11 protein-coding genes are annotated in these 14,768 nt (G+C 34.0%); 2 read left to right on the forward strand and 9 right to left on the reverse strand.

The features are described from left to right. Nucleotides 1–17 precede the first annotated feature (17 nt). Together ACWJKS_RS13425 and ACWJKS_RS13430 are read right to left on the reverse strand one after the other, a co-directional pair. Nucleotides 18–656 (reverse strand): ABC transporter permease, encoded by a 639-nt coding sequence (locus ACWJKS_RS13425; RefSeq protein ID WP_216301809.1) that lies wholly within the window; start codon nt 654–656, stop codon nt 18–20. Nucleotides 657–849: 193 nt separating this feature from the next. Next, complete coding sequence (locus ACWJKS_RS13430) at nt 850–1,824, reverse strand: 2-hydroxyacid dehydrogenase (RefSeq protein WP_462959773.1); 975 nt, start codon at nt 1,822–1,824, stop codon at nt 850–852. A 279-nt stretch (nt 1,825–2,103) separates the two neighbouring features. Here ACWJKS_RS13430 and ACWJKS_RS13435 point away from each other — a divergent pair, with 279 nt between their 5' ends. Together ACWJKS_RS13435 and lysA are read left to right on the forward strand one after the other, a co-directional pair. Beyond that, complete coding sequence (locus ACWJKS_RS13435) at nt 2,104–3,954, forward strand: sigma-54 interaction domain-containing protein (RefSeq protein WP_462952846.1); 1,851 nt, start codon at nt 2,104–2,106, stop codon at nt 3,952–3,954. 281 nt (nt 3,955–4,235) lie between these two features. Then, nucleotides 4,236–5,531: a diaminopimelate decarboxylase gene (gene lysA / locus ACWJKS_RS13440; protein ID WP_220286683.1), complete on the forward strand. Its 1,296-nt coding sequence runs from the start codon at nt 4,236–4,238 to the stop codon at nt 5,529–5,531. A gap of 174 nt (nt 5,532–5,705) precedes the next feature. On the opposite strand, the gene ACWJKS_RS13445 is transcribed toward lysA, so the two are convergent. Genes ACWJKS_RS13445 through ortB form a run of 7 tightly spaced genes read right to left on the reverse strand, consistent with a single transcriptional unit; the run spans nt 5,706 to nt 14,763 of the window. Continuing rightward, a complete protein-coding gene (locus ACWJKS_RS13445; RefSeq protein ID WP_462959774.1) occupies nt 5,706–7,127 on the reverse strand; it encodes an amino acid permease in 1,422 nt (473 codons plus the stop codon). A 26-nt stretch (nt 7,128–7,153) separates the two neighbouring features. Next, complete coding sequence (gene ord / locus ACWJKS_RS13450; protein WP_165413169.1) at nt 7,154–8,200, reverse strand: 2,4-diaminopentanoate dehydrogenase; 1,047 nt, start codon at nt 8,198–8,200, stop codon at nt 7,154–7,156. 56 nt (nt 8,201–8,256) lie between these two features. Then, nucleotides 8,257–9,327 (reverse strand): ornithine racemase Orr, encoded by a 1,071-nt coding sequence (orr, locus tag ACWJKS_RS13455; RefSeq protein WP_220286681.1) that lies wholly within the window; start codon nt 9,325–9,327, stop codon nt 8,257–8,259. A gap of 16 nt (nt 9,328–9,343) precedes the next feature. Then, nucleotides 9,344–10,717: a GlmL-related ornithine degradation protein gene (locus ACWJKS_RS13460; RefSeq protein ID WP_462953674.1), complete on the reverse strand. Its 1,374-nt coding sequence runs from the start codon at nt 10,715–10,717 to the stop codon at nt 9,344–9,346. A gap of 15 nt (nt 10,718–10,732) precedes the next feature. Further along, the gene (gene oraE, locus ACWJKS_RS13465) at nt 10,733–12,940 is read right to left on the reverse strand and encodes a D-ornithine 4,5-aminomutase subunit OraE (RefSeq protein WP_462959775.1); all 2,208 of its coding nucleotides are present in this window, start codon (nt 12,938–12,940) and stop codon (nt 10,733–10,735) included. After that, nucleotides 12,940–13,305, reverse strand: a complete 366-nt coding sequence (locus tag ACWJKS_RS13470) for an ornithine aminomutase subunit alpha (RefSeq protein ID WP_165413165.1) — start codon at nt 13,303–13,305, stop codon at nt 12,940–12,942. Before ACWJKS_RS13470 ends, oraE begins: the two co-directional genes overlap by 1 nt. Nucleotides 13,306–13,350: 45 nt before the next feature. Continuing rightward, entirely contained in the window at nt 13,351–14,763 is a 1,413-nt protein-coding gene (ortB, locus tag ACWJKS_RS13475) for a 2-amino-4-oxopentanoate thiolase subunit OrtB (protein ID WP_462959776.1), read from the reverse strand. Between the last annotated feature and the right edge of the window lie 5 nt (nt 14,764–14,768).

The raw sequence follows: 14,768 nt of genomic DNA on the forward strand, positions 1-14,768 counted from the left end.
CTCCTACATAGTATTCTTTAGTCTCTTTGATACTTTGTTATACTTTGTTCTAACATAAATAACAACATTTCTGCGATTACCGAAAGCAGTGCAACTGTTGCTCCCCCTATTATTAATATTCTAAAATCATTCATACCAAGACCCGTGAAAATGAAATCTCCTAGTCCTCCAGCTCCTATATAAGATGCTAAAGTCGCACTAGCAATTACTTCAACCGCAGATGTTCTAACTCCCGTAATTATTAATGGAAGTGCTAATGGAATTTCAATTTTATAAAGCATTTTCTTGTAATCCATTCCCATACCTTCAGCACTTTCTAGAACAGATGCATCAATATTTTTTATCCCTAAATATGTATTTATAAGTATTGGTGGTATAGCTAAAATCACAAGTGCCAATAGTGCTGGCAAGTATCCAGTCCCAAGTATTGGCATAACTAGCACTAAGATTGCAAGGCTTGGAATAATCCTAAAAAGATTAAATATATTCATTATAGGCTGTGTTGCTTTTGTGAATTTAGCACATATAATTCCCAAAGGTACCGCTATTATTATACTTATTAAAACTGCTGTAACACTAATATTAATATGAATCCTCACTGCTTCATAGTATTTATCAATGTGGCTTAGTAAATAGTCCATAACCTCATTTAACATTTTCATCTATCCTTTCTAAAAAGTAATTTATACTTATAACTTTATTTATTGAGAATGTCTTAAAAGTATACTAATACATATAATTGTATGAGCTAATGTACTAAAATAATTACACTTATCACAAAAAATTATAGCAGCCAATTTATATATAAAAAACTATAAACTGGCTGCTGATAAAATTATAATACATTTTCTATTTTTGTAATTCTGGTACAATATTAGGTGGTATTTCTCCTTGCAGTGATTTAACAAGATTTTGCGCAGCCATCATCGCCATATCAAAACGGGTCTTTTGCGTTGCTGATCCTATGTGTGGAACCGTAACTACATTTGACATTTTAAGCAGTATATTTTCAGGATTAACTGGCTCTTTTTCATACACATCCATACCTGCGCCATAAATCTTTTTACTTTGAAGTGCTTCAATTAAGGCCTGTTCATTTACTGTTTGACCCCTAGAGGCATTGATAAATATAGCAGTATTCTTCATTATATTGAATTCCTCAAAATCTATAAGGTGGCGCGTTTCATCATTAAGTGGAGTCATTAATACAATGAAATCAGATTTAGCTAGAAGTGATTTAAAATCGCAATATTTAATGCCTAGTCTTTCTTCTACATCTTTTTTTCTGTTTCTGTTGTAGTAGCAAACTTCCATATCAAATCCAAGCTTTGCCCTTTTAGCTACTGCTTCTCCTATTCTACCCATACCAATTATGCCTACTGTTGAGTGGTGTACATCTGTTCCATAGAGTGTTTCGTTATCATCTCTAGTCCATTTACCTTCCTTTACATATCTGTCTAATTTCGCAATTCTCCTTGCACAAGATAACATCAGTCCAAATATTAAATCTGCAACAGTATCATCTAAAACACCTGGAGTATTCGTACCTATAATGTTCCTCTCTTTCATTACTTGTAAATCAAAGTTATTATATCCAACTGTAACATTGCTAATAGCTCTTAATTTAGGAGCCCTGTTTAATAGTTCTTGGTTAATACAAAAATCGGATAATAATACACCGTCTTTATCAGAGAGTTTATCTAATAGTTCACTTCTTGAAATTTCTTTTTCTCCCTCCCATTTTTCATAATCACAAAATCGTGCAATATAATTTTCTACTTCTTTAGGTATACGCTGAGCAATGTATATTTTAGGTTTATTCATGATCTTCCTCCTTTAAATTATTATTAATAATGATTTTCACTATTCCTTTTTTTCTTTATTATACATAAAATTACCCTTCAATGTAGATTTTTTTTATTTATCTACTCTATAATGTGTTTTTAAAGAGGTAATATATTTTTATCTTTTTATTAGAGTGGTATAATGTTTCTAAAACATATTGCAAGAAATGCTATGAATGACAATAAATAAACGATACAAAATAATCTAGTATACCCAAGCAAAAATACTAGAATAAGAGTATAGAATGGTGGTAATAATATGAAGGATCCTTTTAATATTATATTTGATGAGGTCTCGGAAGGCCTCATAGTAGTCGACCCAAATGGAGTAATTAAATGTTATAACAGAATGGCTAAAGAGATCTTTGGAATTATATATAACCAGGGCATAGGGCATTCTGCTGGCAGTATCGTAGAAAATGATATTGTAATAATCGCTGATACAATGCTTGGTGAGGATGATGGGGGGCTAACCCTTGAAGACTTAAAAAATATAGGGGTATCCTCTCAAAAATTGAAACAAGGAGATGCCTTTGTTTCAATAGGTATTATGGGAGATAAATCATACAATGGTGTAATAGAATGCACTTCTTCTAGAGAAAGTACTTTGTATCTTGAAAACATATATTCTAAAAATAAACTAACTGCAGCTATTGATTTTTGTAACAGGGTGGCGATTATATCTATAAATGATATTAAATATACACTTAATTATACGAAGTCCATAGGACATATGGTAGTTTTATGCGGCAATACAGGTAAGGTAAAATTTTATCAGGCTAGAGGCTACACCAGTAGGCGAGATGATATAAAAAAGCTCCTTAATGGAACCATATTTGCTTCAAAGGGAGATTATAACTATACAATTGATGTGGTTGGACACAGTATTTTTGATGTTCACCCTAAAGAAACGAATATAAATATTGTAGATTTTGTAGAAGCCGCAAACGGTAAATATATTTCTTATACTAATCAGGTTAAGGACATAAATGGCCGGTCTACAAGATGCTCTTTAGTTCAGCTAAAAGATGATAACAAAATTATAGGTGCCTTATTAAAGGTTCAAGACATAACTGAGCTTGAAAATATAATTAAAGAAAGAGACTATGCCATAGCATCTCTTAATGATGCTGAAAATAAACTTAAAGATTATGACGAATTCAGAAGAATTATTGGACAAAGTGACAGCATAAAGGCTGTAAGAAAGCTTGCCAGAAAGGCATCAGAAATAGATTCTACAGTACTTCTGTTAGGCGATAGTGGTACAGGAAAGGGTCTCGTAGCAGAGTGCATACATAAAGGTAGTAGAAGAACTAATAAGCCATTCATATATGTAAATTGCGCTTCTATACCCAAGGAATTAATAGAAAGTGAGCTCTTTGGATATGAAGGTGGCGCGTTCACCGGTTCAAAAAAAGAAGGTAAAAAGGGTCTATTTGAGGTTGCTCATGAGGGGACTATTTTTCTCGATGAAATAGGGGATATACCTTTATATATGCAAGCAAAGCTACTACACGTCTTGCAAAGCAAACGATTTAATAGAGTCGGTGGTACACACTACATAGAAGTTGACGTAAAAATTATAGCTGCAACTAATAAGGATTTAGATATAGCTGTCAATCAGGGAGAATTCAGAAGAGATTTATATTATAGGATTAACGTTTTCCCTATTTTTATACCGCCGTTAAGATTAAGAAAAGAAGATATTTATACGTTGATTATGTACTTGACTCCTAAGATTTGCAAAAGAGCGGGCTGCGAAGAGAAAAGAATATCGGCGGGTGTTATAAAAAAAATGCTTATGTACGATTGGCCAGGAAACGTCAGAGAGGTTGAAAATGTTCTTGAAAGAGCAATAAACGTATCTGATGAGCATACAATTTTTACGAAGGATATAAGCATCATAACCTCAGCGAAAGGCTCAGAAAGCTGTAGCTTTGGATATTCTCTCAAGGGTGCAATCGAAATTGCAGAGCGAAAAGCTATTGAAAATGCACTAAAAATCACAGCTGGAGATAAAACCGAAGCTATGAGGATACTTAACATAAGCAAATCAGGTTTTTACGAAAAACTTAAGAGGTATAATCTTCAAAATAAAATCAATGATTGATATGGATCATTGATTTTATTTTGAACAACATACTTATAAACAAATCAAGTCCAAAACTGTGGAATCAGTCCAAAATATTAGACTCATTCTGAAAATAACACTTTTCGGAGACACAAAAATTTAGAACAGATTTTTTTCCAATATTTTGGACGCATTAACAAACTAAATCTTTGATTTATATAACTTTCCTGTATTGGCATGATAATTGCTAATTTATAAATACAATAACACTTTAAATCGATAATAAAGTAATTTCACAAAATCAACCAGGAGGTGTTTTCATGAAAAGAAATTATATAAATGTAAATGAAAAAGGACATCTAGAGTTTTTTGGATGCGATACTGTAAAATTGGCAGGAGAATTCAAGACGCCTCTTTATGTTATGAGTGAAGACGGAATAAGACAGAGTTGTAAACAGGTGCGCGAGCATTTTATGGATAAATACCCCAATACGCTTGCTTTATATGCCAGCAAAGCTTTCAGCAACATTGCCATGTGCAAAATAATAAAAGAAGAAGGTCTTGGCATAGATGTTGTATCAGGCGGCGAATTATATACCGCATGTAAATCTGGCTTTCCAATGGAAAAAGTATATTTTCATGGCAACAATAAATCGCAAGAAGAGATTGAACTTGGTATAGATAATAATGTTGGCTGCTTTGTTATCGATAGCTTTCACGAAGTGAAACTTTTACAAAAAATAGCCCAAAAGAAAGGTGTTGTAGTAAGGGCTATTTTAAGAATATCCCCTGGCATTTCAGGTCACACACATGAATACATTTCTACTGGACAGTTAGATTCAAAGTTTGGCTTCCCTATACAGGGTAATGTTGCTTTTGAGGCTATAGAAATGGTAAGCAAATGTGAAAACATAAAATATAGCGGTATACATTGTCATATAGGTTCACAAATGTTTAACAAGGATGTTTATAAAGAAGCTGTTCATATAATGACAAAATTTATGCTTGATTTAAAGAACAACTTAGGCCTTAAAACAGAAGAGCTAAATATGGGCGGTGGCTTTGGAATCTACTATTCTAATGGCGATAAACCTCTTGAAATGAGTGAGTTTATAGAAGTAATAATGGGTAATATATATGGAGATTGCAAGAAATATTCATTAGAAACTCCTAGAGTTCTCATTGAACCAGGAAGATGGTTAGTCGGAGAAAACGGTATAACCCTTTATACAATAGGAGCTATAAAAGAAATTGAGGGAATAAGAAAATATGTTAGTGTAGATGGTGGTATGGCAGATAATCCAAGACCTGCCCTATATCAAGCTGAAAACGAAGCTATTGTTGCGAATAAGGCTGATAAAGAAAATGAAGACCTTGTAACTATTGCAGGAAGATGCTGTGAATCGGGTGATATGCTGATCCACGATATAAAGCTTCCTAAAATGGAAACAGGTGATATACTTGCAATGCTTACTACAGGAGCCTATAACTACTCGATGTCCAGTAATTACAATAGATTACCGAGACCAGCAGTGATAATGCTAAAGGCTGGTAATTCAAGGTTAGTTGTTAAAAGGGAAACCTATGAGGATATCGTAAGGAATGATTTAGACTAAAAAAGAAAAAAATATTTGTTATTTATTTTAGTAATATATCATTTCCAAAAATCAGTAATCCAAGCTTAATCCCCCCATAATAAAAATAAAAGGCATATCCCGTAGGACTGCCTTTTATTTCCTTTGTAATAATGATTACAAAGACTCTGCGTTAAATCATCTCCTGAAATGTCGTTAAACAGAAATTTTACCCATAGCTGCTGCTATTATCATAACAATCGCCACTATAACCATAACTATCATGGACAACTTTTCTTTCTGAGTAATAGCTTCTTTTTTTTCTTTTTTTGCTTTCAAATAAAAACCTAACCCTAATGCATAAATTACAACTGCTAAACCTAAATATCCAATTCCCACTGCATATATAACATAAATTGAATATATACCTGCAATTACTGCTATAATTTTTTCCTTAAGATGTCCACTTTCTTTATTATATACCTTAAATGCATACATAGAAGATAATAAGTATGGTATTAATATATTAGTAGTACACATATGTGTCACAACAAAATAAGCTTTTTGCAAGCCTGGTGAGAGCATAGCTAGCAACCCTATTTGTGTTGCTACCATTCCAAATAAAAGAGCATTTATAGGCACATTTTTATCATTGTTCTTTTTAAACCATTTAGGCATTAACCCATCCTGTTCTGCTGGAACATATAAAATTTCTGTGGTTATCAAAAGCCAGCAAAGTAAAGCACCCATAACAGAAATTAAAATTCCCACTTTAACTATAATAGCCCCTGCACTTCCCAATGAAGTCTGTGCTAAAACAGCTGCTAATGGAGTTTGTGCTGCAACTAAAGCCTTAGCTGGCAAAATACCCATTGACAATATAGATATTGATACATAAAGTATCGCTGTTATAACAAGTGAGATTATTGTTGCTTTTCCAACCACTATATGAGATTCTGCCCTTTGAGACAAAACTACTAAGCCTTCAACACCTACGAAGCACCATAAAATTGTTCCCATTGCGCCACTTATCTGTTTCCCTATACTAACGGTGTCTCCACTGACTGCTAAAACTGTCTTCCAATTTTCAACATTAAATGTACCTAGTTTAAAAGCTGAAAGGCCAAATACAATTACTAGAATTAGTGGTATAACTTTGCCAATTGTAACTACCAAATTGAGTATACCAGCTTGTCTAATTCCTCTTTTTATTACAAAATAGTATGACCACAAAACAATAGATGCAAGTAAAAATGCTAAAACACGAGGCATTGTGTATCCTTCTCCAATTAAGCTATTTATAGTCTTGAAAATTAAAACAATAAATGCAACATTGCCAAGGAATGAACTTGTAAAGTAACCCCAAGCTGAATTAAAACCTATAAAATCACCATATCCATCTTTAGCATAGGAATAAATTCCCCCGTGTAATTCAGGTTTTTTATTTGAAAGCAAGTAAAATACTAATCCTAGCATTACTACCCCAAAAACTCCAATACCCCATGAAATTAGGACTACCATTGGATTTGTTGTTGTTATTAAATCTGTAGGGCTATTAAAAATACCTGATGCAATCATAGTACCTATGCCTAAAGCAACAAGTAACCCTAGTCCTAATTTTTTATTATTTTCTTCCAATATAAAAAACCTCCTCTAATATCTTTTTACTTTAGTAAATTTCTAACGTCTGATAGTATTGCTCTTGGAACTGGTAAATCGAGCATTGTTTTGAGTCCTGGTTCTGCATTCATTACTAGTGGAATCATATTAACACATATAGCTATTGTAGCGATTCCTCCTGGTATTTCTGGTTTTATTTGAAGGTTCAAGTTTGGAACTCCGTTAATTGTAATATAATCTCCAGTATCAACATTCTCAAGTTCTGGTCTTATCTGCTGAGGATGTTCCATTGTAGCAAATACTTTATCTCCTAAATTTGCATATCCCAATTGGCTACATCCAGCAACCTCTCCAGCATTTACTGAGATAATATCTGTTTTACGTGGCACAGTTGTAACAATTGGTGATTTTTCTTGTCTAATATTATTGAACTTAATATTAAATGCTTCTTCAAACATACCAAATGATTGTAAAAATCCTACGTGCCCATCTACTGTATTGTCTTTAACACCCTGTATAAATGCTTCTGGTTTTAAGCCAATACCTTGCTCAACCATAACTGCCCTGCCAAAGCAAGCTAAGTCATTAACTCTAGTAGCCTTTATGCTATCAACTGTGTCAGAAACTCCTGTAAGCATTATTGCAACTAAATCCATTATAAATCCAGGATTTACTCCAGTTCCTAATATTGAAACCTTATTTTCTTTAGCAATTCTATCCATTTCATCTGATAATTCTGGGTCTAAAGCTCTTGGATAGGACATTTCCTCAGCTGTTGTTACAATATCCATGCCAGCAACTGCTGCCATTTTTATTAATGGAAATACAACTTTTGTAAATGAAGCTGTAGCCATAAGGCAAACCTCTGCAAAACCCTTCTTTATAACATCTCCAGCATTTTTTGTAACTATACATGAATTATCTTCATTTGCTGGAACACCTAACACTTCATAAAGTTTTTTGCCAACCTTACTCGGATCCATGTCAATAGCCCCTACGATAGTAAATCCTTTTTTGCTTAATACCATTCTAGCAATACCGCTTCCCATTGAACCTAATCCCCAAACTACAACTTTTATTTTATTTCTCATAATATTTTCCCCCTCATAATTTTATATTTTACTCTATATGTTAAACTGCGTCTTAATTAATTATTGTAATACTTCTCCACATATGGAGAGGTCATTGCTGCAAGCAAACATCCATAATCTATTTTAAAATCTACTATATCGCCAACTGTTAGTTCTTTTTTACTATCAGTTACATCTAAAATTAAATGGTCGCTACTTGCACCAAAAATGCTTATATCTGTGTCCAAAGGAATTAACCCTTCAACTCTTATATCTTGTCTTCCAATTGCTATAATAGCCCTTTTTCTTATTCCTTTATCTTCAAAGTGAGGTTTATTACCAAAAGCATCCATTCCTATAGTGCCTGTTGGTACTGTTGGTTTACTCTTTATTTCAACTACCTCCCCACTGAGTATAAAGGCATCTTCATAGCAATTAGGTACTGCGAGTCCAAAAGAAGTCTCCCTACCAAGAACTATTGCTTCTCCAATTCTAAGCTGATTTATTTCTTCTGGCATAGTATCATTAATAACCATATATAAACTACTAGAATTCCCCCCTGAAATTATAGGTAACCTTAAACTAAAGTTTTTTTCTATATCTAATTTTAACTTTATAAGCTTACCTAAGTTTTCTGTGTCAGGAATTACCCCACCATAACAAGTAACATTGGTTCCAAGTCCAATTAAATTAATATTATCTAATTTTACTATTTTACTCACAATGGAAGCTACGTCGTCAATCAATACTCCTTCTCTTAAATCCCCTAAATCTACCATTAGTATAACGTTGTGCATCTTATTTAAATCTTTTGCAGCTGCTCCTAGCTTCCTAATTGTGTCGATCTCTGAATTTAAGCTGCAATCGCTATACTTCACAACTTCATAGACTTCGCTTATCATTGGAATTCTAAGCATCATCTTTTTACAATTTAAATCCTTTAGTTTTTTTAGATTTAAGATTCTAGAATCAGCAACCTCAGTCACCCCAGCTCGTAGTATAGCTTCTACAATAGGCTTTTGTGCACAAAATACTTTAGTTACGGATGTAACATCTATATGCTTTTTATTACACATTGCTAGGATTGTTTTTACATTGTGTGTTAATTTTTTCAAGTTCACTTCCACACAAGGATAATTTTTTTTCATATAGATACTCCCCTTTTCAAATGTCGTTAATTCCCATATCCTTTGTTATACCTAAACTTTGAGTTAATAACGCTATTGCCACTTCTTTATTTTCTCTACTTAAAACCCCTGCACAAGCCATAATATAGTTTTTATCTAGAAGCACTTTAGCACCTTTTTTAGGTAGCATTGTAACTTCGTCTTTTAAGTGTCTTATTTCTAGTAGCAAAGCTTCTCCACTCGGAAGCCTTGTAAGCGCCCCTCCGGTACCTATTATATATTTAACCTCAGATAAATCCTTACCATAAGCCACAAAACCACTTTCACCATCATATTTTCTTTTTATAAATCCTACATGCCTATCTATTGCAACGGATATAGCTTTCTTCGCTAGCAGGCTGCTTGCATTTATATCATCCATATCTTCCGGTATAGGTTTTATGTGCAACTTTATATATTCCTTAGTATATTCACCTAAATCCCTAACGTCAAGTAAATCTATTACATTTTTGCTGTTAATAAAAACTCCAAGGTCTCCTTCTACAGTTCTTTTAGCCTTTGGTTCAGGATTTATTAGCATATCTAAAACTATTCTACTTCCTTCTGTAACAGAGTGCACATCCGTTGTAGCACCTCCTACATCAAAAACTACTAAGTCCCCTATCATATCATATAAAAGTTTTGAGCTCTCCATAACTGCTCCTGGAGTTGGCATTATGCTTCCATTCACCATTTCTTTTATTTTATTCATTCCAGGTGCTTTTACAATATTCTTCTCAAAGGCTTCTTGTATTATTTTCCTTGCAGGCTCCACATTTAACTCATCTATACTTGGATAAACGTTGTCAATTAAATAAAGTTCTTGCCCTTCAAATATCTCTTTTATTTCTTCCCTATTTTCAATATTTCCACAATATACAATGGGTTTGTTATATTTTTCTTGGCTTATAATTTCTGCATTATAAAGAGAGGTTTCCCTTTCACCATAGTCAGTGCCTCCAGCAATCATTATCATATTAGGATTTATATCATGTATTCTCTTTAGATCACTTTTTCGCATCTTCCCAGCAGTAACCATTTTTATGATACCACCAGCACCAAGAGCTGCTTCTCTAGCAGCCTTAACAGTCATTTGCTGCATAAGTCCGTGAACAGTTATTCTAAGTCCCCCTGCAGCACTAGACGTCGCTAACATCTTTTTCCATGTAATTGATTCTCCAATTTGATTTTCAATATCTTTAACAGCATTTTTTAATCCTATAGTTACATCACCATCTATTACTGTTGTACAGCTATTACCTTGAAAAGGTATATCTACAATAACCTGTCCCTTATCATCATAGTATACATTAAAAGCAGTAACCAGGGTAGTGGTGCTACCTATTTCAGCAACAAGATAATTTACCTTCACAAGCAATCGCTCCTTTTATTCTTCTTCTTCATTATCAGGCAAACCCATTAACCTTTTGATTATGAAGGATGCAACAGCTGTACCATTTGATCCACGTCCAAATCCAACATCCATACCGTTTGCTTTAGCTATTTCATCAGTTACTTGTGTACCACCGGAAACAAGTATAATCTTATCTCTTACTCCTTTTTCGATGCAAAGATCACTAAGTTTTTTCATGTTCTTTGTATGAACATCGTTATGGCTAATTATTGTACTACACAATATAGCTTGAGCTTTTGACTCTATAGCTGCATCTACTAGTTTTTCTATTGGACATGAAGTCCCAAGGAAAATTGCTTCTATACCAAATCTTTCAACTCCGCCATGTTTAATATCAATAACTTCGCGAACTCCAACAGAGTGTTCATCTTCACCTACTGTGGCTGCAACAACCTTAAGTGGATGTCCTTTTACATAATCTTTCATTTGTTGATCTGTTAGTGACTTTCTTCTCTTTGGAAGAACTAACTCATCACGTTTTACAGGTGTAAAATCACATACGCCTTTTATTTCCACAAGAGTTCCCTCAGCTTTTTGTAACACTTGTTTATGAATAATTTCTACATTTTTCAAATTCATTCGCGTGCCCATTTCAAGTGCTGCTGCTTCACTAATTTGTTCATTTTCCGGGATACATAAAGTGATTTTTACATACCCGTCTTTAGCCCATTGGACTTCTGGAATTACAGTACCATCTTCTTTAACTTCTTCCATTCTCTTAAATACATTGTCATTATCATCCAATTCATCGATATATTGAATTTTGGAATGGTTACATAATGTACATTCATCTATTGCATCGCAAGGTCTTTTATATTCTTTTGGAACATTATTGTATCCAAAATGGCCACAAACTGGTGCAAAATAATCTGATTCTCTTTTTACAATTGTTCCGACAGCATCTCCGCCCGCAATCTTTCTTGCAATACCATCATCATTTCTTTCTGGATATTGACCAGAATCAATAAAGAATCCTGAATCAACAGCTTTAAAGTATCCACCAACTTCAAGTATTTCCTCAAAGAACAAAATAGCTCTTTCTTGAATTTCTCTTGCCTTTTCTGGTAAATATCCTGTTTTCTTAAGCTCTATCATGTCCATTAATCCATCCATACCTATAAATGCCTGTTTAGCTGTGTTTATAGCATGAATATTATTATAATGCCAAGGAACATTACGTCCTTCATCTGGAGTTATTGTACTTTGAATGTCTGCTGATGTTAGTTCTGATATTAAAAGATTCAAAGTATGTCCAACTGTAGCTTCTCTTTCACAAGACTCTATATACTTAGTATTCATTTGAGCTCTCATTTTGTATCTTTTGAAAAACTCACGAAGTGCTACTGCATAAGGCAGATCATATCTCATACAAGGAGCTGGTGCAGATGTTGGGGGTACAGTTGATAAAGAAATGTTTTCTGGTTTCATTCCAACGAGTTCTGAAAAACAAGAATTTATAGCATGTTGTACCATAAGTTCTGGCATTACCTTATATCCCTTCATAGCTGTTGCGTTTGCATTATGTGCACCATCTATTTGAAGCATTCCTGCATGAGCCATTATACCCTTTGCAACTGCAGCATCAACGAAAGATCTAACCATATTAATATTTCTATAAAGTACATTGTATTGTGGATCTTGATGAGCTCCATTAACGCCTTCTTCTGCGAACATAACCGCTACATCAGGACCGGCAACGCCCGATACATAGGAATGGAAATTAATTTTTCTTCCTACTTCTTCTTCTATTAAATCTATAGCCTTTCTTGTTGCTCTAATTTCTTTTCTAGTTATTGGTACCCCCCCAAACCCTTCTGGGCTTCCTTCTAATAATCCATCAAAGTGACTTTGACCCATTGTCCTTATAACCATTAAATGATCCGCACCATGCCATGCTGCCATTCTCATTCTTCTTATATCATCTTCAAATCTTCCTGAAGCAATTTCTGTCGTAATAACTGCTCTTGGTTGCGGATCTATATTTTCAAAGCTTCTTGCTGCTGGAAGAGGTTGACTCTTCTTTAAAGGTGCTGATATTTCATGATATGTGAATTCTCCAACCTTTCCAGTTTCATTTTCTTCTCTCCAGTGCCATCCTCTCCATTTTGGTTGATACTTATCTAAGTCTTTTAATATTTCTTCTACATTAAGCTTTTCATTTTCTTGTAATTTTTCTTGCATTAGTTCTCACTTCCCTTCATTTTTTCAGATACAATATCCCACCCTATTCCTTTAGAGAGTTCTGCTCCTGCTTTAAGATAGTCCATATTTTTAAGCTTTGCATAAGTTAAAATTACATTTCCTATACCTTTTCCAATCAAATTCCATTTTGCTGCATAAGAAATTATAGGCTGAGCTTGCATACTAGAAAATCCCATTCTAAGTACTACAGAACGTTCAATAGCTGGTGATGTATGCGTATACGCTAAATCCACCATTGGTTTTACAACTTGATTAGTAAGGCTCCAAAATCTTTCATATAACTGATCATTAGTCAAACCTTTCAAATGTTCTCTTCTTTTTTCAAAATCATCTTCTCTTTTCATAAATTAAACTCCCCCTAACATATTTCAAGATTATGTTTTGCAAGATTATGACATTTCTACATTATGCTGTTTTAATATTTCTACTATTTCTTCTTTAGACATTTTTGTTTCTAAAGACAAAAACTCAATATCAACCTGCTGCACTCTATTCTCAATCAATTTCTTAATAACATTTTTCATGTAGGAATTCTTCAACCCTTCCATGTCTATATCTGTGACTGTTACTATTGATGGATGAGACGGAATTACTATATTCTCGCCAGGTACTTGCTGGCTAGGATTACCCACATAAACTTTAATCCCATTTTCTTTAGCAAAATTAAGCTGAGGCAATAAATGTTTTCCAGCTCCCGTATATTCAGTTTCTTGGACAACGATTACGGCATCATCATCGTATTCCTGAGCAATTGCAAAAGCTGCTACTAGGGATACATTTCCTGCTGGACCTCTTTCTAAGCCTTCAAGCTGAGCTAATATTTCAGTCATCCAAAATACTTCACCTTGAGTAGTTGTTACATATCTATCTAAATACCTTAATGGTCTAGCCGCGCTCCTAGGTACATCTGATCTATCTGGATAAGTCATAAATGGAATTCCAAATCCTGTATGGCCTGTGGTAAACGATTTCTTGTTAAAGTCTATATCAGATGCCATATGCAATCCAGAAAGGTCAACCGATGCCCCTATTATCTTTGTTTCCACTGCACCTGCCCTAATAAGTCCTCTTGCAGTACCAGTAACATTTCCACCACCTGCATGAGTTATAATAACTGCATCAGGATCTTTTCCTAATTTTTCTCTACACTGCTCAGCTATTTCATATCCTAAAGTTTCAATTCCTGCTACACCGTACGAGGAATATAATGAAGCATTGTAATAACCTGTATCTTCAAGTATCTTTAGATAAGTATAAAATAATTCAGGACCTACGGAAAGCCTAACAACTTCTGATCCAAACCCCTCACACTTTCTTCCTTTTTCTAATATTTCTGGTTGTCCTATTTTTCTTGAATCATAACATTCATTTGCTATTATACATTTAAGGCCTCTAATATTTGCTTGAGATGCAACCGCTGCTCCATAATTACCTGACGTAGCTGCCCCTACGCCTTTGTACCCTCTCTTCATTGCATCAAATACAGATATGCATGCTCTTCTATCTTTAAAACTTCCGGATGGGTTGCAGCTTTCATCCTTTACAAATATTCTAGCCGCACGTCCAGTCTTAGAAACCTTTCTTGCTAATTTTGTTATATTTCTTAGTTCAATAAGTGGAGTATTTCCTACCCCTACATCATTTTGAATTTCTTTAACTTCTGCAAATGAGTATTCAACATCTCTCATCAAAGCTTCATAATTAAATGAAAGCTTACCAGTTTCGTATTTACTATAATCTATTCCTATAGATTTAAGAATTATTTCATTCTTTCGGGCCATAAGCTCATCATATTTATTCATACTTT

It is taken from the genome of Clostridium sp. CM038 (genome assembly GCF_055081105.1).